Source organism: Paenibacillus sp. NPDC055715 (assembly GCF_053617595.1).
Map to the genome: position 1 here is coordinate 205,460 of NZ_JBSHGA010000001.1, position 17,887 is coordinate 223,346.

A 17,887-nucleotide genomic window follows, 5' to 3' on the forward strand; every position below is an offset into this window, starting at 1 on the left:
TTCACTCCAATAGCTTAAAACGCCATAATAATTCCTTTGTCATTGGCATACATTGAACTGATTCCTCTGGTGGGTACAATCAGAATATCCTTAAATTGATAGCGGTTCTTCAACGCATTTACCAGCTTCTCCGCAAGCCCGGGATTATTACAGTGGGTAATCACAATGCTTTCCCCCTCCGTAGCCCGACCACTTTTTTCGATCGTATCTGCCAGCTTTTCAATGATTTGATTTTGACCACGCGCTTGGGTAAACAATGTGATATTTCCGTCATCGTCTGAACCCAAAATGGGTCTGATATGCAGGAATGAAAGTATCTTTCCCGTAATTTTATTCATTCGTCCGTTCTTCACCAAATTGTCCAGGTTCTCTAGCACAAAATAGGTTTTCATCTTCGTGATAAAGCTTTCCAAGGAAGAAATAATCTCTCCTTTATGATGCCCCTCGTCGATCAGCTTGCGTAATTTTAGAGCTAACAATAATTGTCCAGCCGATGCGCTTTTCGAATCGAATACATGAACATCAGCCCCTTCTTCCTCCGCCATATCCTTGCCAACCAATGCACTTGAATACGAACTAGACAGATTGCTGGATATTGTAATGGCAAAAGAAGTATGCTCACCTTGAAATGCTTCCTTATACAGCATAGGTGACGGTGAAGCCGATCCGATCTTGGTTGTACAGGCTTTCATTTCTTCCATAAACTGAGGTAAATCTAGCGTTTCATCATCTATAAAGCATTTTTCTCCCAAAGTCATGTTTAACGGGATCATCGTGATTTTCATTTCTTCTCTAAGCTCTGTTGTTAAGTCACAGCAGCTATCCGCTATTATTTTATACCTCATCCTATACACCCTCACATTATTTTATTTTCCAGTAGAATCCGCATTCATAATACGAATGGAAAGCTCGATCAATCGTATAAATTCTCTGACATTGTCCTCACCCAGACCCTCTACCAGCGCTTCAAAATAGCCTTCAATTCTCTCTTGTTTCTGTTCGAACAGGGAGGCACCTTCTGGTGTGAGCCTTACACACATTCGTCGTCTGTCAAAACACATAATACATACAGTTAACTATTAATACTATGTACTATAATAAATTGCCAGCGATAATAACAATGAATTATTTGTGAATTTATTACAAGGGTTATGAGAACTCTTCCGTGCTGCATTCGACTCTGTACATACCTGAATTATCGAAGTAGATTCTTCTTTTGTTGGTTGCATAGCTTTTAAACCGACGTTAAATGATTACTTATTGGAGCATTTTTACATTCACCCCAATTACCAAGGTAAAGGGGTCGGCAGTCAAGTATTAAGAAATCTACTTCAGGGACATACAAGAAACCTCTACTCTTGCATCCAATGACAGGCGTGAACTCATGGTACAGGTGTGGGTGTTGGAATTTTCATTCTACACGAATCCGGCCATGGGCCCTTTTTTATTGATTTCCAGCGGGTGTCGCACTTCATATTACAATCCGTCTTAAACAAAAAATACCCTACCAACTTAATGCCAGTAGGGTATTTACTTTATTCTTTAATTCAGTAGTTGCAGGTGTTGAACACTTTTTAATCTTTGTATATATCCCCAGTTCTGATAGATTATATTCAAAAATGAATTGGGTTATGTAAATTGAAACGCCTTATTGCATGTCTGTTCAAGAATAAGCTCATCGACGATGCGCTGAAGGCTTTTCAGATTGAGCGTTCTTTGAGTATGAAAGGCTGTCCCTATGACAATGCCGTTGCGGAAGCTACTTTTAAAATTTTCAAAACTTAGTTTGTGAAGAAACGTCATTTTGAAAGCTTGCTGAGCTAACCACAGAATTACATGACTATGTACACTGGTTTAACCCTATTCGGATTCACGGTTCTCTGGATTACTTGAGTCCGGCCGAGTTCAAGCAGAGGCACCACAAAAAAAATTCCCTAGTTTAGTGTTGACAGCCCAACTTTTCTACGGTGCCTCCATATAATCCAAAGGGGCATTTGTGTTCTTCATTCATCCGGTTGTTTTAGAACAAGTAAGAGTTTTTTAATCTCAATCAGTTCGCCTTCGATCCGATGAAGGTGGCTCTGCATATCGTCAATCTCTTGTTCGGCTTTGTAGTTGATCGCGAAGTCAATGATCGATTCATGCTTATCCCTTGCAGTTTGGCGGTTCTGACTCATCATAATGACCGGAGCCTGGAATGCTGCGATAAAGGACAAACACAAGTTCAACAAGATAAATGGAGGTTCATCGAAATGAAAGCGAGTAAACGGCAAGCTGTTCAAGAGTATCCAGATGGTCAGAAAGATAGCGAAATAAGTAATAAATCTCCAGCTACCGCCGAATGATGCAATCCGATCTGCAAGACGATCTGACCAGCTTGTCGTTCTTTGGTACGCTTCATCTAAATGAGAAAGAATGCTATTTTCGTAACTATCGACTAACCGATCAATACGACGAGTATTTTCCTGATTCAATTCAATATCAAAGCCTTGAATATGAGCAGCACTTTTATTTTGCTGCTTTTTTTGAAAAAAATTCATTTTTGACATGTCGACTGCCTCCTTGTTTTAAGGCAGTCAGGCCCAATACTACCCCGTAGGAGAGGAGTTGCAACCATACTCAATTACGGTATCTAGCTTTAACCCGACTGCCAATAGACTCACTGGTTCTGGATCCGGTTCAGACGAACTTCGACTACTCATAAGAATGGTTCACCCCCTCTCCCAATATCATGTTGTTGGCTCCATATTTTACTGATCATACTGGAACCATGTCACTGCCAATACCTAACACATTAAAATAAAAACGCCCCTCAGCTCAACTGAAGGGGCGTCGTTCTGCATGCAAGATAAAGCATGCAAATATCCGATTCCCCCAAGTCGAGCTTTAGCACTATACGACGTAAAAGAATCAACGTTCTTTAGTCACATTAAGAAGAGCCTTAATCCGGCAATTCCTGTTATACCCATTGGCATCTTTCGATGTTTCCGGGCAGTGGCTTATGTTCGTATAGGAGCCTCACCTAACGAGGACATCAATATTTCCCTAGCAAGCATACTGCTGTCCAAATGTGCTGTCAACCCAAATATATCAGTATGGTAATTTCTTCAAGTAAAAAAATCCGCCGATCGTTTAGGACAGCAGAGACTTTTTAAGGTGTTTTTTGAGTTGTTATTTACGATTATCTTTTTGTACAACATTAAAATAAACAAGGAGTGGTTTTTATAATGGGTATCCTAACGGGAATCCAAAAGACGAGCCTATGCATTACGGAGAAATTTATAGTGTGTGGCAGTTTTCAGCGTTAGCGAAAGGCAGCGTTTCATTTTACCAAGCATATTTAAACCACGCAGGTGATACCTCCCCCTCTTCAATTAAAACGACCTGAACCAGTTAAAGCCTAAATTTCCTGTACGATCTTCAACACACTGTTCCTTAGATTCTTCAACATAAATCCCCGCCGACCAGTTAAGGTTAGCGGGGATTTAATCTTATTTAGAGTATTCACTTACTTCAAATGTTAGGATACGATCATATAACATGTAATCTTTACGGCTGCTAAATGGACCTTTGTTGTTATCGTGTTTATTAATGGCATATGAAGCCGATCCAGACCCAGCCTGCTTGCCTTCATACCAGGAAATAAAGTCATTGACCTCTTTCATGCTCAGATCAAATTCTTTCTCCAAACCCGTTGTCATGGTGACCACCAGAATGGCACGGTTGCCTGAAGGTGTTTGAGAATTCTTAGGCTCGCCAGTTCCTGGTTTACTTGACTCTCCCGTAGAAGGATTACCCGGAGTTGTCGACTCAGTCGTTTGAGACTCATTTGGTGTAACAGCCACTTCATTAGAAATAGCCGTCTCGACTCCATTAAAAATAGCTACTACTTGAAAATAGTAAGTCGTCCCGTTCTTCAAATTTGGAATGACATAGTTACCAGCTGCGTCTTTTTCTACAACAATTGAATCTGTATATTTATTAGGTTCTGTACCGTAATTAATTTTATAATTAGTAGCATCCTTGATTGTATTCCAGCTTAATTTAGCAGACGAGTTCTGTGGCTGACCCTTAAGATCAATTGCTTCCACCATGCCAATAGTTATTTCGTTAAATGCTAACCATGACGAACCTCCGTTAGCATCAATTTTTATACCATCATAGGTTCCAAGCTTCACCTTATCAGGTTGTGACGTTGTATATGTAGCAGTTAAAGTATGAGTTATTTGCTCACTTATTGGTACCCACTTTCCACCTTCTAATCCATAAATGGTGTATGAAATCTCTCTCGGTGGCAAAGCAGCAGTAGTAATATGAACGAAATCCATTTCGATTGGGCTAGGAAAAATTAATTCAATATTCCCATTGAATGTACCGGCATTCCAAACCGTTTCGATGTCACCGTCTATTGAATTTTCCGCTACATAGTTACTATAAATACTGCTGGCTTTTACAGTAGTTCCTTCTGGAGGTGAGAATCCAAGCATCCCTTTTACTGTTTTATTTGATGTAGCTGCATGTGTTACAGACGGTAGTAAGATGATACTAATTAGAAAAAAAGTTAATACAGTAGCCATAAATTTCTTTGACATGATTATTATCCCCCTATGAATATCTTCTATATCTATATCCATAAAGATAAATTAACACTCTTATATTGTCTAAACATAAACTTGCTGATCTATAAATATAAACCACGTATTTGCATATTTATTTTTTATTGAACGTAAAAAAGGACTCTTTCCGGCTATATACCGTTGGAGTCCTTATCTTTATTTCACTATAAATCTTACCTTTGTTCCATCAACATACTTATCTAATTGATGACTTACCTAAGATCCTGCTCCCCGGCTATCACTAGGACTTATGTATCGGATATCACCTGCGCCACCTTCGGACACATTGCCATTGGCCATCGACACGGTCTATTGTACATACCGCAGAATGTCCGACTGCTATCGCATCTTTAATGTGCGCTCCGGTTTCAGGGTAGCGTGAACTTTGGAGCTCCAGCTTATACTCCCTACTGCTTGTTGACTGGTTGGATTGTCAACACTAAACTATATAAGTTGAACTAAAGAAAAAAACTGACTAGAATCTGACACAGAGACGGTCAATGATCGTCAAAGGTACTTTCATAATCTCTTCCATGAATTGTTGTACGTTGGTGCGAATTTCGGTGACCGTGTGGTAGAAAACGTTGTTAATCACATCCGATTTAAGCCATTTCCACAACCCTTCGACTGCATTAAGTTGTGGGCTATAGGGAGGCAGAAAAACCAGTTCAAGTTGGTCCTTCATCTCGGTTAGGAACGGTTCCAGCAATTTCGCATGGTGGATTCGTGCATGATCCAACACCATCACGATTTTGCCTGTTGGATATTCGGTTACGACTTTTTTCAAAAAGCTCAAAAAGGTTTCTGCTGTATACTGCTCATCTTCCTGCCATACGATCTGGCCTGTCCCATAGTCGACGATGCCAGCAGTTTGACGCCGCGATGTTTACCTGTCGTTTGAATGATACGCTGCTTGCCACGAAGCGAATACGTCACTCCAAATTCCCGTTGGATAAAGGCTGCCATGATCTCCCGTGTCCAATTGTGCCACGCGGTAAAGCCTACATCATGCGGAACGGAGCCCACGATGGTCTGTTTCAGCTTTTCTTGTTGTTCTTCGGTTAATCGAACGGGGGCGCCTGGCGAATGATTCATTTGCAGACCTGGAAGACCTCCTGTTTCATAGGCTTGTTCCATTGAATTCCCCTGCCTGTCTAAAGTCATTTACTACATACTTCGACATGTAGCAACGAAATACTTACCATATTTTTTCCAATTTTAAGTTCAACTTATATAGATTACATCTTTGTTTGTATCTTAAATTGGTTCTGTTTCTGATCGGCACTTATGATAGCATAGAGCTTGACTCGTCAAAACCTGTACCTATAGAGGATTAAGATCATCAAGTTTGGTAATGACTTATACAAAGGAGTGAAAAAAAAACAATGATTAGTAAAGTCGGTCAAATTATGTTGTATGTAAATAACCAAGATGAGGCACTGGATTTTTGGACAGAAAAAGTAGGATTTAATGTAATTTCTGAAGAAAATAATGGTCAAGGAATGAGATGGATTGAAATTGCTCCTACACAGGGTGCAGAAACAAGCATCATTCTGCATAATAAGGAATTAGTTTCTAAAATGTCACCTGAATTAAATCTCGGTACACCTTCTTTAATGTTTTTTTCGGAAAATCTCGATCAATTACATGGCGACTTATCAAATAAAAATGTCAAAGTCGGAGAAATTGTAAATATGCCTTTCGGAAGAGTATTTAACTTTGTAGATAATGAAGAAAATTACTTTGCTGTGATGAAAAAAAAGTAAATTACTATACAAACGGAACAACGATCAACCATACCTTATCGTACCTTTTGCGGTACTTTAGAATACGTCAGAGGACAGGGCATACAGGTAAACATTACAAAGGCTCTACTGGGTTACATACCAGTAGAGCCTTTTATACCGAAACCATGATTGGGCGTTACCGCCACGATGCTTTAAAAATTAAACCCAACAGGCTTTAGTGATGATAACCAACAGAATAAAGAGCACCAAAATTGCTGCTGGCGATGTGAAAGCACCTAAACAGTTTTCCCTACGCTCTTCCCTACGCTCAGCTCCTCCAACACATCCACTCACATGAACTCCTCCTTTTTTTAAGTTATGGTATATAGTATGTATACATAAAGAAATTGACTAGACTAAACGGTAATTCGCACAAGAAGGGCTCCTTCAGCTAAGTTCCCGCAGATCACTTCTTTACATCTACTCTAAATTCAAACTGATTACGAAAGAAATAAGATCCGTTAATCTTGATGCGGCGAAAACCTTTCTACGGGGCCTCCACATAGTCCACAACCTCTATCAAGTCCTCGCCAAGTGACTGGACAACATATACTCTTACCTGGTTTAATGCAGCTGCAAACAGTTCGATGTCTGACTTTAGCACTTTATATGTCTGGTTCATGTTGCTCATCTCAAATAGCTATTGGGTGAATAACGTAGAAATTCCTTCAACGTAAAACAATCCCCACTAACAGTTAAGGTTGCGGAGATCGTTTTGAGCCAATTCCGGTTGAGGCTTTGGCTTACCAAGCAGCTTCTCTTTCAGCACTGTATGAACGTTGAATTACACCGATTAAGAGTCTTAATTAATAGGTTGATTTAAACTACACTCCCCCATTTTTTATAGAATACGTTTTATGGCACATATCTGCTACTTGTTGATTATGAGTTACGATAATGATTGTTTTACCTTGTTGGTTGAGATCTTTGAAAAGGGAAAGTACTTCGTTTTCCGTTTGTTCATCTAAAGATCCGGTTGGTTCATCTGCTAAGATAAGTTTGGGATTTTGGATAAGGGCTCTAGCTATGGCAACTCGCTGGAGCTCTCCGCCTGATAACGTTTCTATGGAACTATACTGCAAGGGTTTTATATCCAATGCCGCAAGAACGAAGGCTACCTTTTTTTCAATGTCAGTTTTTGAGGATTTAGCGTATCGCAAAGGTAAAGCTACATTATCAAAAACATTTTTACTATCAATAAGTGCTGAATTTTGAACAACATACCCGATATTTTTTTTTCTAAAGCTAGCAGACTGGTTCAGGCTCATTTCATTAATATTTTCTTCGCCATAGAAATAAGTTCCTCCATCTGCTTTCAGCAAACCCGCCAAAATATTTAACAATGTAGATTTTCCAGATCCGCTTCTCCCCATGATAGCAATCATTTCACCTTGATTTACTTCTAAATTTATATCTTTTAACACATCTATTTTTTTATTTCCAATGGCATAGTATTTTCTTAAATTTTCAATTTGAATCACTTCATTCACTCCGTTCGTTTTAGCAATTTACTGATTTCCAATTTCCTAAATTGCAGAAGTACTGGAATCACTGTAAAAAGAAACATTCCTAACATGCAAGATATAATCAATAGAAAGTAAGATCCGAGAAAAAAATCAACAAAGCATTTATAAACCATAAGAGAGAGAATTCCAGGAAGCACAATTATACTTATTACCTCAGCTATATAATAAGATAACAACTGATTCATGGATGCCCCTGAGATCAAATGTACTGATATATTTTTTAATTGATTTTGTAACTTAGTTACAATTAAGATGCTTATACTGAGAACACAAACAATGAAAATTATAGCTGTTATGAGACTTAGCCATGACTTATTTACCTGAAGGGTAGAGAATATGAAACTTAGAGGAAGCTTATTCGCCCCAAGAATACTTGTCTTATGAAAGTCAGATATATCTTTTACTTCTTCTAGCTTATTCTGGACAACGTACTCATTTTCTGGACTGAAAATATGCCCGTTAATTAATTGGAGGTAATGTTTCTTCTGAAATGAAAATTCTTCGTTATTAACAGGAGAAGGAAATTCTTGAGCAGGCATTACTATATAACGATCCAGATATAGTTCAGGAAATTGAGAATTATATACCAGGGCATTCGATCGAATGAATCCCTTTACTATCAGTGTGAAATCTTTCATCAAATAATTTGCCGATATTTTATCACCAATCTGGTATTTTTCATCATATTCTGATCCTAATAAAATAGGAATTTCTTTGTTATCTTTATTGATGAAATCATCTGATGAAAAAGGTTTTCCTTTCTCGACCTCGATGGAATAATTTTTGAAAGCTTGTTCATTCATTTGTACAGCCTTGGTTGCATAATAAGGCTCTTTGTTATTCATTTTGAAAGCTGGACTATCTTGTCCGTCTTCATAGCCGTATAAAAACTTCTGCTCCCATTCTTTTGAATCCGGAAGGACTGCGATAGATTGGTTAAACAAATAAATATATTTATCATCCAAAATTTTATTTAAGTTGTTGTAGAATGCCTTGGCAATCACTAAGAATTTGGGATTATTAGTGAATTCCTTCATATCATTGTCTTCAATTAATGTATCAGCAAGCTGATAATCATTCATAGCTTTTAGTGAACTAACTTGGCCTGATTTTTCTTCAATACTAGAATACTGTAAAAAAAGAATAGTAACCGCAGCATAGAAAATAACAATCTGAAGTAGAATTAGCATGGAGTACATTTTTTTTCGTTTGAGGCTTTCTATGACTTCAATAATGATCATTTTCATTTATCTAAATATCCTTTCAAAGTTATCTGTTTAATAGTCTGATTAAACGATATCCAAACAGATAGTGCTGATGAGAGCAAGATGGGAATATAGCCTTTTAAAAATTCGAAAGAGTATTTTAACAGTACATCAATATTCGAAGAGATACTTAGGATCAAATATAAATAGCTAATAAAGCAAATAGATAGGTAACATACGAATGTGATTAAGAAGTAAGATATAGCATAGCGTTTAAAGATTTGGCCAGTAGTTATGCCACTTTGCCAGAGAATCAAGATTTCTGTTTTCTTTTTGTTAATCCAGTAATAAGTAAAAATAAAGCTTGAACTAATTAATATCAGGATTATAAAGATGAGTATCATCATATGAAAAGCACCCATATTCAAAAAACGTGTTGAACCAGTGTCCCCCCTATCGAATACATTGACTGATAAGGTGTAGTTCTTAAATTTAAGAACTCCTTCTGTCATTGGATTTTCACTTATATTCAGTACATGAATTTTGGATTGCAATGAATTTTCTGAACCAACACCATCTATATTTAACAATATCGTATTATCTAGCTTAGAAGAATATTCTGCTCCCATCGTTCCAATGATTTCAAAGTTTTCATCCTGATATTTGTAGTAATATTTATCGTTTTGTTTTTTAGTATTGATTCTATCCACATTTTTACCAATAACAGCGAATCTCTTGTTATTATAGAAGTCTCTATTACTAAAATACCTTCCTGAGACCATGGGAGGGAGGTAAGTATCATTTTTAAAATAAATCGCTCGAATATCTTGAATTTCATGTTTAACTTTTATGGTTTCTAGCTCTGAGAATATGGTGTAGGATTGCGAGGTATCGATTTTGCTCCAATCCATTGGTTTTTCGTGGCTTTTCAAGGTGAAAAAAATACTATCTTCATTATACAAGCTTCTTGATAACGTATTTATCTCATTCTGTTTCACCTGATAATAACTAAATGAAACTACAATAAGACCTAGCAATACATATAATATGGCAACCCAGAGCGTGCTGCTTCTTGTGGTCATTTTCATAATTTTACCCTCTTTAAAAAATAGTGAGATTGCCAAATAAAAAAGAGCAATCTCACTATTTCACAATTTTGTTTTTTAGCTTTCTTTACATTTATTAATCTTTACCATAGTAGGTTTTACCTAGGTATGTTGAAGCTGCATAAGGAGATGCCGCATAAGTATCTTGGTAGCCATATTGTCTACCGCTGTCAGTAACTGCACTACCTCCAGGCAATTCCATTCGCGCGCGTGTGTAATGGTACGTTTCTTTCCACCAAGTATCTCCTACGGCACGTTCAGCACCCCAAGAATTTTTCTCTGTCCAACCATTATGAATAGTTACCACCTCAGCGTTTGGAGAAATCGTTCGCTCTGCCGTGGAAAAATTGCCTCCATCCTCCTTTAACAGTTTCATCTGGGGAACTTGGTGTTGCAAGCGCAGCATTCAATAATCCAATCATTAAGGTTAGCGGGGATTGTTTTGAGCCTATTCCAGTTGAGACTTTGGCTAACCAAGCAGCTTCTCTTTCAACTCAATACTCCTATTGCTCTCAGCCAGCTTTTCAAGCACTTCCCTAGCGTCCCACTCATGAATGGGGTGCTCTTTGAGTTGATAATCTTTTATAAATTTTTCAAACTCTTCGTAACTCAATTCAAAATCAGTGACCTCGAAAAGTCCTTCAAAGTTTCTAGTGATTTTCTGAACATCGGGGTTATTCTGATCAGGATGCAAACGAATGCTGAATAGCATACACAGATTTGTTATAAAATGTTGATCTTCCTGACTAAGTTCATTTTCAGCGCACCATTTGACAAACGGTGATAATTCATCTTCTGCAAGACGTAATAATACTGATTTCCACTCTAGCAGAATTTCAATCCGTTTTTCAAGGTACTTCTCATCTAAGTTGCTCATTTTAAACCCCTCTTCTAAAGTGCGATTTTACTTCCATACTTTATGAGCCATTCTACAACCTGCCCCACTCCTTCAGCTATTCCTTTATCAACTACTCCTCTTAGGTTTTGTATAATTGCAGATTTTGCTCCTGCCGCTATTTCATTAACACTCATATCAACTGCATAAAGATATTCATCTAAATAAGGCGGTTGCCACTAAGCTTAAAGCAGTTTTTTAGCTAATTTCCATTTCATTTGTACATTCCTCCAAATATATAATTATTACCATGTCGAAGTAAGGGGAATGTAGAGAAATGGAAAAATCAGTGATAAAGCCCTAGTATAAAACCTGTAATAACTGCACTAAAAGGGCAATTCGTACAAAGTTTCATAGTTATGCTCAGGACTAAATTAACAACTTTATACCTATATGAAATATCACAATAATGTAAAAATACGACAAAAAAAGACTCTACCCGTAGATCCTTGTTTACCGAAACCATGATTGGACGTTACCGCCACGATGCTTTAAAAATTAAACCCAACAGGCTTTAGTGATGATAACCAACAAGATAAAAAGCCTGTATGTGTCATTCAATACATTGGGTTAGGCTAAACGGAATTTACTTCAACGGTAAAAAGCCTTAGGTACCTCAGCAGTCTGTCAGGTGGAACTAATATTCGATCCATAAGTCCACACTCACTATAAAGTAGGATGATACTATGTTATCAGACGGTTGAAATGATGGATATCCGCGTTTTATTTCCTTTTGCATCCTTTAACAAAAAATCACTCCTTGAGAAACATGTTGCTACGATTAAATGATAGAAAAAAAGCAGAAAACCCCTGCATCAAGTGGCAAGGGTCAGATGTTATTTTGTAGTTTATGTGGGTTATACTCTATATGATCTCCGAAAAGTGTGATTTTGTTTTATCAAGCCCAAGCAACAACAGAGCAATATAGTTGCGATGGCTAAGATCAAAACTTTCGTGTTCTTTAACCCTCTCCAACAAATCTCTGTAATCGTTTCGTTGGAATTCACCGACTTGATCTTTACAAGATTCGAAAAGAGATATTCCCTGAATGAATAGATTAATATTGTTAAACAGAATGGATGACTCCAGCAATTCCAAAATACTATCTGCTCCATTTTCAATCTGACCTTTGCGTAACTGATAAATAGCAAGTTGATAATAAAATTTCAAATACCAGCCTTTATAGATAATGTTATCTCGTCGCTCTGCCGTTACCATTTTCTTAGATAATTTTGCGAGCGTTCCCTCAATCGTAAATCCATACTTATTTGCTGCTTCTGTGATAACTGCCAAACCAGTTAAAATCTCTTGGGGATGGCTCAATAAATATTCGGTATACTCTTGTACCAAATGAGCATGCCCCATATACATATCCAGCGTGTAGGAGTTAGCTATAGCAAACATTTTAAAATCCTCTACATCATTCATCCCACCATCATCCAAGCCTTCAAACCAGCTCAGATCAGCATAACCTTTAATGTATTTTTTGGATTCTTCATAAAGACCCTGCTTCTCATAGGAGATTGCCTTCATCAGATAACCTTTACCATAATACACAACAAGATTCCGCTCTGTTTTTAAAGGAACTTTCTTACCCTTACTCGTTGTTCTTTGTTGTTCCTGATAAACGATCTTAGCTAATACAATTAGCTCATCAGCATACTCCCTAAACTGTTCCCAGTCATTAAAAGTAAAATATACGTTTCCCAACTGCAATAATCCATCCAACTGATAATTCACAGGTAAACGATTACGAAAGGGTGCAAATCGGGTTACCGCATCTCTATTATTTTCCAAATCCTTCCCCAATGCTGCTCGAAACAGCCGATATTGGCTGATTGCCAAACGCTCGGAGTGCTGATATCTCTCATGTTCTGCTACACATTCATAAAACACAAGCGACTTATGAATATTTCCTTTGGTGTGCAATTCCTCTGCAACTTCAAACACCAGAGAAATATAATTCAAATCCTCCATCATACGAGATAATACTTGCTCTATACAATTCTTTTTGTCCAACTCCGCGCAACGCAACAAAAAAGGCTTTACACGACTACGATGCGGTTTACCTGACAAAAAACATTCATCTACATATAACTCATAAAAGCAACCCCCTGGGTTTCCTAATGTAACATTAATTCGATCTAAATGCTGAACCGATAATGGTCGACTCGGACTCTCACTAAGTAACGAACTGAGATGACTGGAAGTGATATCTGATGCTTTCGCAAAATTTGACAAGTTATAGCCTCTTTTTTGCATACACTTCCGAATTTCTGTACGGATTGCAATCGCATATTCCATAAACCTTCCTCCTAGCATCGGAATACACCAAACAACGAAATTGACCTATATCTTAGGGCTACTGTTTTTTACATAATACCCTGATTATACAACTACTTTAGAATAAATATCAATAATATCCAAACTAAATTCGACTTTCACATTTTTAATATAGAGCAGAAATTATGGTAATTCATAGTATTCTAAAAAAAATCAATAAATTAGTAAAATTAGCATCATAGTAATAGCTCAATTCGTCCCTTTACTAATCCCTGCAAATAATACATAGAGAAGGTGAATCATATTGAACAACAATAAAAAATATCCTATAACCCCCTTCGGATGGACGATCAAGCAGAAGCTTGTTGAGAGACAGATGGATCAGAAAACGTTTTGTGAGACGTACCAAATTCCACCTTCTCGTCTGTCGAATCTTATTCATGGTACAAGAACAGCCAAACGACACAGGAAAATAGTATCCCAATTACTTGGCATTCAGGACGAGTCATAGAAACCTATCTTACAAATGAGGGGAGACTTTGAACATGCGATATTTTTACAAACATCAGCCTGAACGTTGTGTACTCTGCCATTCGACCGATTCGATCATTATGTCCAAAGGTGCATTCATTTGTGCTCATTGTTATCTCAAAAGCACGTACAAGTATCCTACCAAGTTAGAAAGCTACCACCGTTCCAAAATCAACTTTTTGGTAAGAATGTACATCGAACATCATAAATGAACACACACTACTTCACACTGCCTGTTTTACGCTTCCTCGAAACCTCACCATGCTAATAACCCTTAAAAAGACAGGAACTAAACCTCAAGCATCAGCTCCCTGATCGGGAAAAATTGAGACAGCTTTACTTGATTGCGCTGGGCCGGATCTACAAGAACAGAATTCATTTGCTGGTATACTCCGTCCCTTTAATCGGTTCCAAGGAAGAAAAAATTACGCATGCTATGGATCGTCTTGAGCATAATTTATCCAGCCTGAGGGTCGATTTTGGAGTAGATGTTTATGGAGAGTCCATACATATCTGGACCAAAGGAAACAAATCGAATTAGATGAAGCCATCCAGAATGAACATATGCAAATCTTAAGCAGGCTACAGGGTGAACTGTCCGAACAAAACGTGGAGACAGCCCACGTGAAAGCACTCCTCCTTTTTTGGGAGCAGTTACCTGCATTATTAGAAGACTGTACCAAGCTGAAAGCTATTTTAGAAATTTAAAGGGTTCCGTTCAGCTAAAGATAAAGATAAAGAGGTCCACGATGGTCAGATACTACTGCCATGATGAACCTCTTTTTTCTGTTGCAAATTCCTTCTACGCTCACCGTAAAGGCGCATAGCCAAGCCGATCCAGCTCCTCCGCAATAACGCGATAGCCACGGCTGTTCGGGTGCACCCGATCCAGCGAGAGCAGCACCCGTTCGCAGCCCTCAAACGCAGGGTAAATGTTCGCCACCCGGTAATTCGGCCCGCCCAGCGTAGTGAGAAATGAGTTATATTGGTGCACATATATCCCCGCCTCCCGCACGCCCGGAAAAGGATTATACAACCCTACCATCCGAATGATAAATGGCTCATGCTGGCCAAACTTTATCTGATACAGGGCATGTACGATTTGGCGTACATGTTCTTTCGTGCGGTTCAGCGCTTGCGGAATGGACGATGCAGACGAACCGGAGCCTCCAGCAAGAGCATTGGCGTATGGACGAAGATCATTCCCGCCGATCGTCACCGTTATGAGTTCAGCCCGGCTCAACGCCGACCGAAAATGCGGATTGTTGCGGACCAATGACAGCAACTCCTGCGATGTCAGCCCGTTGATCCCCAAATTCTCGTAACTGACTGGAGTACGAAGACGTTTTTCCGCCATCCGCCGATAGGTAGGCACAAATCCGCCAGTCAGCAGCGTCCCCGCACCTGTCGTTAATGAATCTCCTATAGCCGTGTAGTGGTAACCCATTGGAACCCACCTCCCCTGCTAATGCCTTTGCAACCAAAGGCACATCAACTTTTACATGAGAATGATGTCAATTCACGACCATAACATATCTTATGTAAAAAAAGAGACGCGGGACCCGGTGATTCGCTTATTCTTCGTCCATTTCATACACACAATGAAATTGCCCGCCCTCGGACAAGTCCTCCGATCCGTATACGGCAAAGCCCACGCTGCGGAAGAAATCTGCCCCCTCCGCATCCGTGTCCACAGTAAGCCGTTTCGGATTACGCTCCTGAATGAGCGTAAGCAGCATACCTCTGGCATATCCTCTATGACGGTTTTCGGGCAACACGGCCAGATGCCGAATTACGGTTGTTCCATCCTCCTGCTCCTCAAATCCGACAATACCTACAATAAGTCCTTCATCTTCTACACCGAACAGCTTCCAGTCATCCGAGGCTTGATAGGTACGTAAAGCTGCCTCTCCGCGTTCAGGGTGATCCAGCACGGCGTAGGTTAACAGCTCCAGAACCTCCTCACGATCTGAATCTGTTTTTATACTTTTAAACATCGTTCGTCGTCTCTCCTTATAACCTGAAATGGGGATTACACTCTAGTTCTCCAACATAAGCAACGGCCAGTTATCCAGCCACTGCTTCTCAAATACACGCTGACGAAAAGCCGTCGTGTGGCGGAACAACGGACTTTGGCGTACCCTCATATCCAGCAGATCATTTAATCCATGCGGACAAACGATCTCCATTTGGTCCTCGTCATTCAATCTAACCGCTACTGCCGTAGCCGTCTCCGGCCAACAGCTCATCGCATCCTCTACCGAAGCATAAGGAGCTGCCCCGTTGCGAAGATGCATCCGCGCCTGATTTTTGACAGACCAGTTGCGTCCCGCCTGCTTGCGGTTCAAGGACAGCTCAAGGTGCTCGTCCCGTTCCTCCAGCGTATTTCTCGGGTCAAAATAAATAACATCTATATCATTCAAAGGCGTAGGAGTTGTATAACCATGCAGCTTGTCCCATACCCGATTACGTACATAACCTGCGGCAATACAGCCTTGCGGCAGCCTCAGCTCTCGCACATAGCGCAAGTCTTCCAGCACCTGCGGATCATTCATATATTGTATGATTCGTAGCACATCTTCTTCCGACTTCATCCTGCACTCAGCTCCCTTTTTTATGATGACAGTTGCTGCATGGACTTCCCTCCTCGAGCCGCAATCCGATGAGCATAACCCATGACGCAAAATACCGCCTCCAGCAAAATGGGCATAAACACCAGATCACGACTGGCTGTACGGAACGCCTCATCCATCTGCAGTGAAGCCTCTTCCGCCGTTACCCCTGTACGCAGATCTGATGCATACCGAGCAAATTGGATCAACAGCAACACCCCGTATAACGCATACACACCAGCCGCTACCATAAACAGTGTACCCGAGGATGCCGATCCCAACATTAAACCAAGCACCGGCCCTGCCACCCTACATTAATCGCCGCATATCTCATATTGTAGATGAGCAGTCTTTTCTCCTTGGGGGTTACATCTGATAACAGCGCCCGCGAGGTTGGCTTGAACAAGGATCTGCACAGTCCACTCAGAGCATTGATCACGAAAAAGGCCAGGCTGCTTCAGCCAACGCAAATGCCATGAATACAAGCGCCCAACTGGCGATGGACACTAGCATCACTTTACGCCGTCCGATCGGGTCCGAAATACATCCACCGTAAAAGCTGGCAAAAATGCCAACTAATGAACTGACCGATACGATCATCCCTGTATGGAAAGGGGAAACTCATGGATGTCGCCATCCGGACGTGACTATTCGTCAATTATACCTGATTTCCGCCTCTACATTAACCCCGTTGCCCAAAATGACGACAAAAAAATAAAATACCGGGAAACCGGTATTTTATCTAAAAGCACATTTAGCACGGATATTCGCAGCGTATTAGTCGTTACTTTTCTGCCCCTCAGCCGTTAGCCCCAACTTTTTGAGCAGATAAATGGCCTGTTCCTTCTCTTCCATAGATAATCCATCTACTGTCTCCATAATGACACGATGATGCTGTGGAAATATTTGCACAAAGAATTGACGTCCCTCGTCAGTCAGTTCAGCATAAATCACACGCCGATCATCTTGTGATGCACGCCGGGTAAGCAGTTTTTTTTTCTGAAGTTTATCTACGACGTACGTAATATTTCCGCTGGAGATCAGCACCTTTTCACCAATTTTCTGCAAGGGCTGCGGTCCACGATAATACAACAGATCGAGCACACCAAATTCCGTCGTGTTCAATCCATGACTATGAATATCCCGATTCGTGCGGGATGTGACCGAATTATAGGCTCTAGCCAACACAACAAACAAGTTAAGCGCCAAGTCCTGATGATCTGATTTTACAGACATATTAACAGCCTCCGTTACTCATATCTTTATTCAAAGATATATTAATTGCAAACTTTTGTCAAGCTCAACCGTTGTATCCCTTTGTTAATA

General features: G+C 39.7%; 20 protein-coding genes, 6 pseudogenes and 1 riboswitch. Of the genes and pseudogenes, 5 read left to right on the forward strand and 21 right to left on the reverse strand.

Translation table 11 applies throughout. The features are described from left to right. Nucleotides 1-14 precede the first annotated feature (14 nt). Both ACWGOO_RS00990 and ACWGOO_RS00995 read right to left on the reverse strand, forming a co-directional pair. Nucleotides 15-845 (reverse strand): DegV family protein, encoded by an 831-nt coding sequence (locus ACWGOO_RS00990; RefSeq protein ID WP_452480728.1) that lies wholly within the window; start codon nt 843-845, stop codon nt 15-17. 21 nt (nt 846-866) lie between these two features. Then, nucleotides 867-1,040 carry a hypothetical protein gene (locus ACWGOO_RS00995; RefSeq protein ID WP_452480730.1) on the reverse strand — a complete coding sequence of 58 codons (174 nt, stop codon included), beginning with the start codon at nt 1,038-1,040 and terminating at the stop codon, nt 867-869. Between the two features lie 157 nt (nt 1,041-1,197). Here ACWGOO_RS00995 and ACWGOO_RS01000 point away from each other — a divergent pair, with 157 nt between their 5' ends. Both ACWGOO_RS01000 and ACWGOO_RS01005 read left to right on the forward strand, forming a co-directional pair. Next, entirely contained in the window at nt 1,198-1,371 is a 174-nt protein-coding gene (locus ACWGOO_RS01000) for a GNAT family N-acetyltransferase (protein ID WP_452481582.1), read from the forward strand. Between the two features lie 291 nt (nt 1,372-1,662). Continuing rightward, nucleotides 1,663-1,943, forward strand: a pseudogene (locus ACWGOO_RS01005) (IS3 family transposase); the annotation flags it as partial. Between the two features lie 60 nt (nt 1,944-2,003). Here the strand turns inward: ACWGOO_RS01005 and ACWGOO_RS01010 are convergent. Further along, nucleotides 2,004-2,549 (reverse strand): DUF1003 domain-containing protein, encoded by a 546-nt coding sequence (locus tag ACWGOO_RS01010; protein WP_452480732.1) that lies wholly within the window; start codon nt 2,547-2,549, stop codon nt 2,004-2,006. A 315-nt stretch (nt 2,550-2,864) separates the two neighbouring features. After that, nucleotides 2,865-3,037: riboswitch (M-box (ykoK) riboswitch) on the reverse strand. Between the two features lie 225 nt (nt 3,038-3,262). Between ACWGOO_RS01010 and ACWGOO_RS01015 the strand changes: the two are divergent. Beyond that, a pseudogene (locus ACWGOO_RS01015) lies at nt 3,263-3,358 on the forward strand (DUF3231 family protein); the annotation flags it as partial. A 133-nt stretch (nt 3,359-3,491) separates the two neighbouring features. On the opposite strand, the gene ACWGOO_RS01020 reads toward ACWGOO_RS01015, so the two are convergent. The 3 genes and pseudogenes from ACWGOO_RS01020 to ACWGOO_RS01030 form a co-directional block, all read right to left on the reverse strand. Beyond that, the gene (locus ACWGOO_RS01020) at nt 3,492-4,592 is read right to left on the reverse strand and encodes a fibronectin type III domain-containing protein (RefSeq protein ID WP_452480734.1); all 1,101 of its coding nucleotides are present in this window, start codon (nt 4,590-4,592) and stop codon (nt 3,492-3,494) included. Between the two features lie 240 nt (nt 4,593-4,832). Beyond that, nucleotides 4,833-5,046: pseudogene (locus ACWGOO_RS01025) on the reverse strand (NucA/NucB deoxyribonuclease domain-containing protein); the annotation flags it as partial. A gap of 45 nt (nt 5,047-5,091) precedes the next feature. After that, nucleotides 5,092-5,744: pseudogene (locus tag ACWGOO_RS01030) on the reverse strand (IS630 family transposase); the annotation flags it as partial. A gap of 257 nt (nt 5,745-6,001) precedes the next feature. On the opposite strand from ACWGOO_RS01030, the gene ACWGOO_RS01035 reads away from it, so the two are divergent. Beyond that, on the forward strand, nt 6,002-6,382 hold the full coding sequence (locus ACWGOO_RS01035) for a VOC family protein (protein WP_452480736.1): 381 nt from the start codon (nt 6,002-6,004) through the stop codon (nt 6,380-6,382). 180 nt (nt 6,383-6,562) lie between these two features. On the opposite strand, the pseudogene ACWGOO_RS01040 reads toward ACWGOO_RS01035, so the two are convergent. The 9 genes and pseudogenes from ACWGOO_RS01040 to ACWGOO_RS01080 form a co-directional block, all read right to left on the reverse strand. Beyond that, nucleotides 6,563-6,640 (reverse strand): annotated as a pseudogene (locus ACWGOO_RS01040) (YjcZ family sporulation protein); the annotation flags it as partial. A gap of 169 nt (nt 6,641-6,809) precedes the next feature. After that, a pseudogene (locus tag ACWGOO_RS01045) lies at nt 6,810-7,025 on the reverse strand (hypothetical protein). Between the two features lie 202 nt (nt 7,026-7,227). Continuing rightward, on the reverse strand, nt 7,228-7,884 hold the full coding sequence (locus ACWGOO_RS01050) for an ABC transporter ATP-binding protein (protein WP_452480738.1): 657 nt from the start codon (nt 7,882-7,884) through the stop codon (nt 7,228-7,230). A gap of 5 nt (nt 7,885-7,889) precedes the next feature. Next, nucleotides 7,890-9,170: an ABC transporter permease gene (locus ACWGOO_RS01055; protein WP_452480740.1), complete on the reverse strand. Its 1,281-nt coding sequence runs from the start codon at nt 9,168-9,170 to the stop codon at nt 7,890-7,892. A 2-nt stretch (nt 9,171-9,172) separates the two neighbouring features. After that, entirely contained in the window at nt 9,173-10,222 is a 1,050-nt protein-coding gene (locus tag ACWGOO_RS01060) for an ABC transporter permease (protein ID WP_452480741.1), read from the reverse strand. 94 nt (nt 10,223-10,316) lie between these two features. Further along, the gene (locus tag ACWGOO_RS01065; RefSeq protein ID WP_452480743.1) at nt 10,317-10,616 is read right to left on the reverse strand and encodes a hypothetical protein; all 300 of its coding nucleotides are present in this window, start codon (nt 10,614-10,616) and stop codon (nt 10,317-10,319) included. Nucleotides 10,617-10,709: 93 nt separating this feature from the next. Then, nucleotides 10,710-11,117, reverse strand: a complete 408-nt coding sequence (locus ACWGOO_RS01070) for a hypothetical protein (RefSeq protein WP_452480745.1) — start codon at nt 11,115-11,117, stop codon at nt 10,710-10,712. Between the two features lie 14 nt (nt 11,118-11,131). After that, nucleotides 11,132-11,272: a hypothetical protein gene (locus ACWGOO_RS01075; protein WP_452480747.1), complete on the reverse strand. Its 141-nt coding sequence runs from the start codon at nt 11,270-11,272 to the stop codon at nt 11,132-11,134. Nucleotides 11,273-11,999: 727 nt separating this feature from the next. Beyond that, nucleotides 12,000-13,439, reverse strand: a complete 1,440-nt coding sequence (locus ACWGOO_RS01080) for a DNA-binding protein (protein ID WP_452480749.1) — start codon at nt 13,437-13,439, stop codon at nt 12,000-12,002. Between the two features lie 283 nt (nt 13,440-13,722). On the opposite strand from ACWGOO_RS01080, the gene ACWGOO_RS01085 reads away from it, so the two are divergent. Then, entirely contained in the window at nt 13,723-13,929 is a 207-nt protein-coding gene (locus ACWGOO_RS01085; protein ID WP_452480751.1) for an XRE family transcriptional regulator, read from the forward strand. Nucleotides 13,930-14,757: 828 nt separating this feature from the next. Here ACWGOO_RS01085 and ACWGOO_RS01090 read toward each other — a convergent pair. The 6 genes from ACWGOO_RS01090 to ACWGOO_RS01115 all read right to left on the reverse strand — a co-directional run bounded on the left by ACWGOO_RS01090 (nt 14,758) and on the right by ACWGOO_RS01115 (nt 17,797). Then, nucleotides 14,758-15,396: a GDSL-type esterase/lipase family protein gene (locus ACWGOO_RS01090; protein WP_452480753.1), complete on the reverse strand. Its 639-nt coding sequence runs from the start codon at nt 15,394-15,396 to the stop codon at nt 14,758-14,760. 127 nt (nt 15,397-15,523) lie between these two features. Continuing rightward, on the reverse strand, nt 15,524-15,946 hold the full coding sequence (locus tag ACWGOO_RS01095) for a GNAT family N-acetyltransferase (protein WP_452480755.1): 423 nt from the start codon (nt 15,944-15,946) through the stop codon (nt 15,524-15,526). 42 nt (nt 15,947-15,988) lie between these two features. Next, entirely contained in the window at nt 15,989-16,543 is a 555-nt protein-coding gene (locus ACWGOO_RS01100) for a nucleotidyltransferase family protein (RefSeq protein ID WP_452480757.1), read from the reverse strand. 20 nt (nt 16,544-16,563) lie between these two features. Beyond that, nucleotides 16,564-16,857 (reverse strand): hypothetical protein, encoded by a 294-nt coding sequence (locus tag ACWGOO_RS01105; protein WP_452480759.1) that lies wholly within the window; start codon nt 16,855-16,857, stop codon nt 16,564-16,566. Between the two features lie 139 nt (nt 16,858-16,996). Further along, the gene (locus ACWGOO_RS01110; RefSeq protein WP_452480761.1) at nt 16,997-17,161 is read right to left on the reverse strand and encodes a hypothetical protein; all 165 of its coding nucleotides are present in this window, start codon (nt 17,159-17,161) and stop codon (nt 16,997-16,999) included. 177 nt (nt 17,162-17,338) lie between these two features. Further along, entirely contained in the window at nt 17,339-17,797 is a 459-nt protein-coding gene (locus ACWGOO_RS01115; RefSeq protein ID WP_452480763.1) for a MarR family winged helix-turn-helix transcriptional regulator, read from the reverse strand. Nucleotides 17,798-17,887: the final 90 nt, after the last annotated feature.

Bases quoted from the DNA above. Each gene is read 5' to 3' on its own strand.
- ACWGOO_RS00990 (WP_452480728.1), bottom strand. From the start codon at position 845: ATGAGGTATAAAATAATAGCGGATAGCTGCTGTGACTTAACAACAGAG.
- ACWGOO_RS00995 (WP_452480730.1), bottom strand. From the start codon at position 1,040: ATGTGTGTAAGGCTCACACCAGAAGGTGCCTCCCTGTTCGAACAGAAA.
- ACWGOO_RS01010 (WP_452480732.1), bottom strand. From the start codon at position 2,549: ATGTCAAAAATGAATTTTTTTCAAAAAAAGCAGCAAAATAAAAGTGCT.
- ACWGOO_RS01020 (WP_452480734.1), bottom strand. From the start codon at position 4,592: ATGTCAAAGAAATTTATGGCTACTGTATTAACTTTTTTTCTAATTAGT.
- ACWGOO_RS01035 (WP_452480736.1), top strand. From the start codon at position 6,002: ATGATTAGTAAAGTCGGTCAAATTATGTTGTATGTAAATAACCAAGAT.
- ACWGOO_RS01055 (WP_452480740.1), bottom strand. From the start codon at position 9,170: ATGATCATTATTGAAGTCATAGAAAGCCTCAAACGAAAAAAAATGTAC.
- ACWGOO_RS01060 (WP_452480741.1), bottom strand. From the start codon at position 10,222: ATGAAAATGACCACAAGAAGCAGCACGCTCTGGGTTGCCATATTATAT.
- ACWGOO_RS01065 (WP_452480743.1), bottom strand. From the start codon at position 10,616: ATGAAACTGTTAAAGGAGGATGGAGGCAATTTTTCCACGGCAGAGCGA.
- ACWGOO_RS01070 (WP_452480745.1), bottom strand. From the start codon at position 11,117: ATGAGCAACTTAGATGAGAAGTACCTTGAAAAACGGATTGAAATTCTG.
- ACWGOO_RS01075 (WP_452480747.1), bottom strand. From the start codon at position 11,272: ATGAGTGTTAATGAAATAGCGGCAGGAGCAAAATCTGCAATTATACAA.
- ACWGOO_RS01080 (WP_452480749.1), bottom strand. From the start codon at position 13,439: ATGGAATATGCGATTGCAATCCGTACAGAAATTCGGAAGTGTATGCAA.
- ACWGOO_RS01090 (WP_452480753.1), bottom strand. From the start codon at position 15,396: ATGGGTTACCACTACACGGCTATAGGAGATTCATTAACGACAGGTGCG.
- ACWGOO_RS01095 (WP_452480755.1), bottom strand. From the start codon at position 15,946: ATGTTTAAAAGTATAAAAACAGATTCAGATCGTGAGGAGGTTCTGGAG.
- ACWGOO_RS01100 (WP_452480757.1), bottom strand. From the start codon at position 16,543: ATGAAGTCGGAAGAAGATGTGCTACGAATCATACAATATATGAATGAT.
- ACWGOO_RS01110 (WP_452480761.1), bottom strand. From the start codon at position 17,161: ATGATCGTATCGGTCAGTTCATTAGTTGGCATTTTTGCCAGCTTTTAC.
- ACWGOO_RS01115 (WP_452480763.1), bottom strand. From the start codon at position 17,797: ATGTCTGTAAAATCAGATCATCAGGACTTGGCGCTTAACTTGTTTGTT.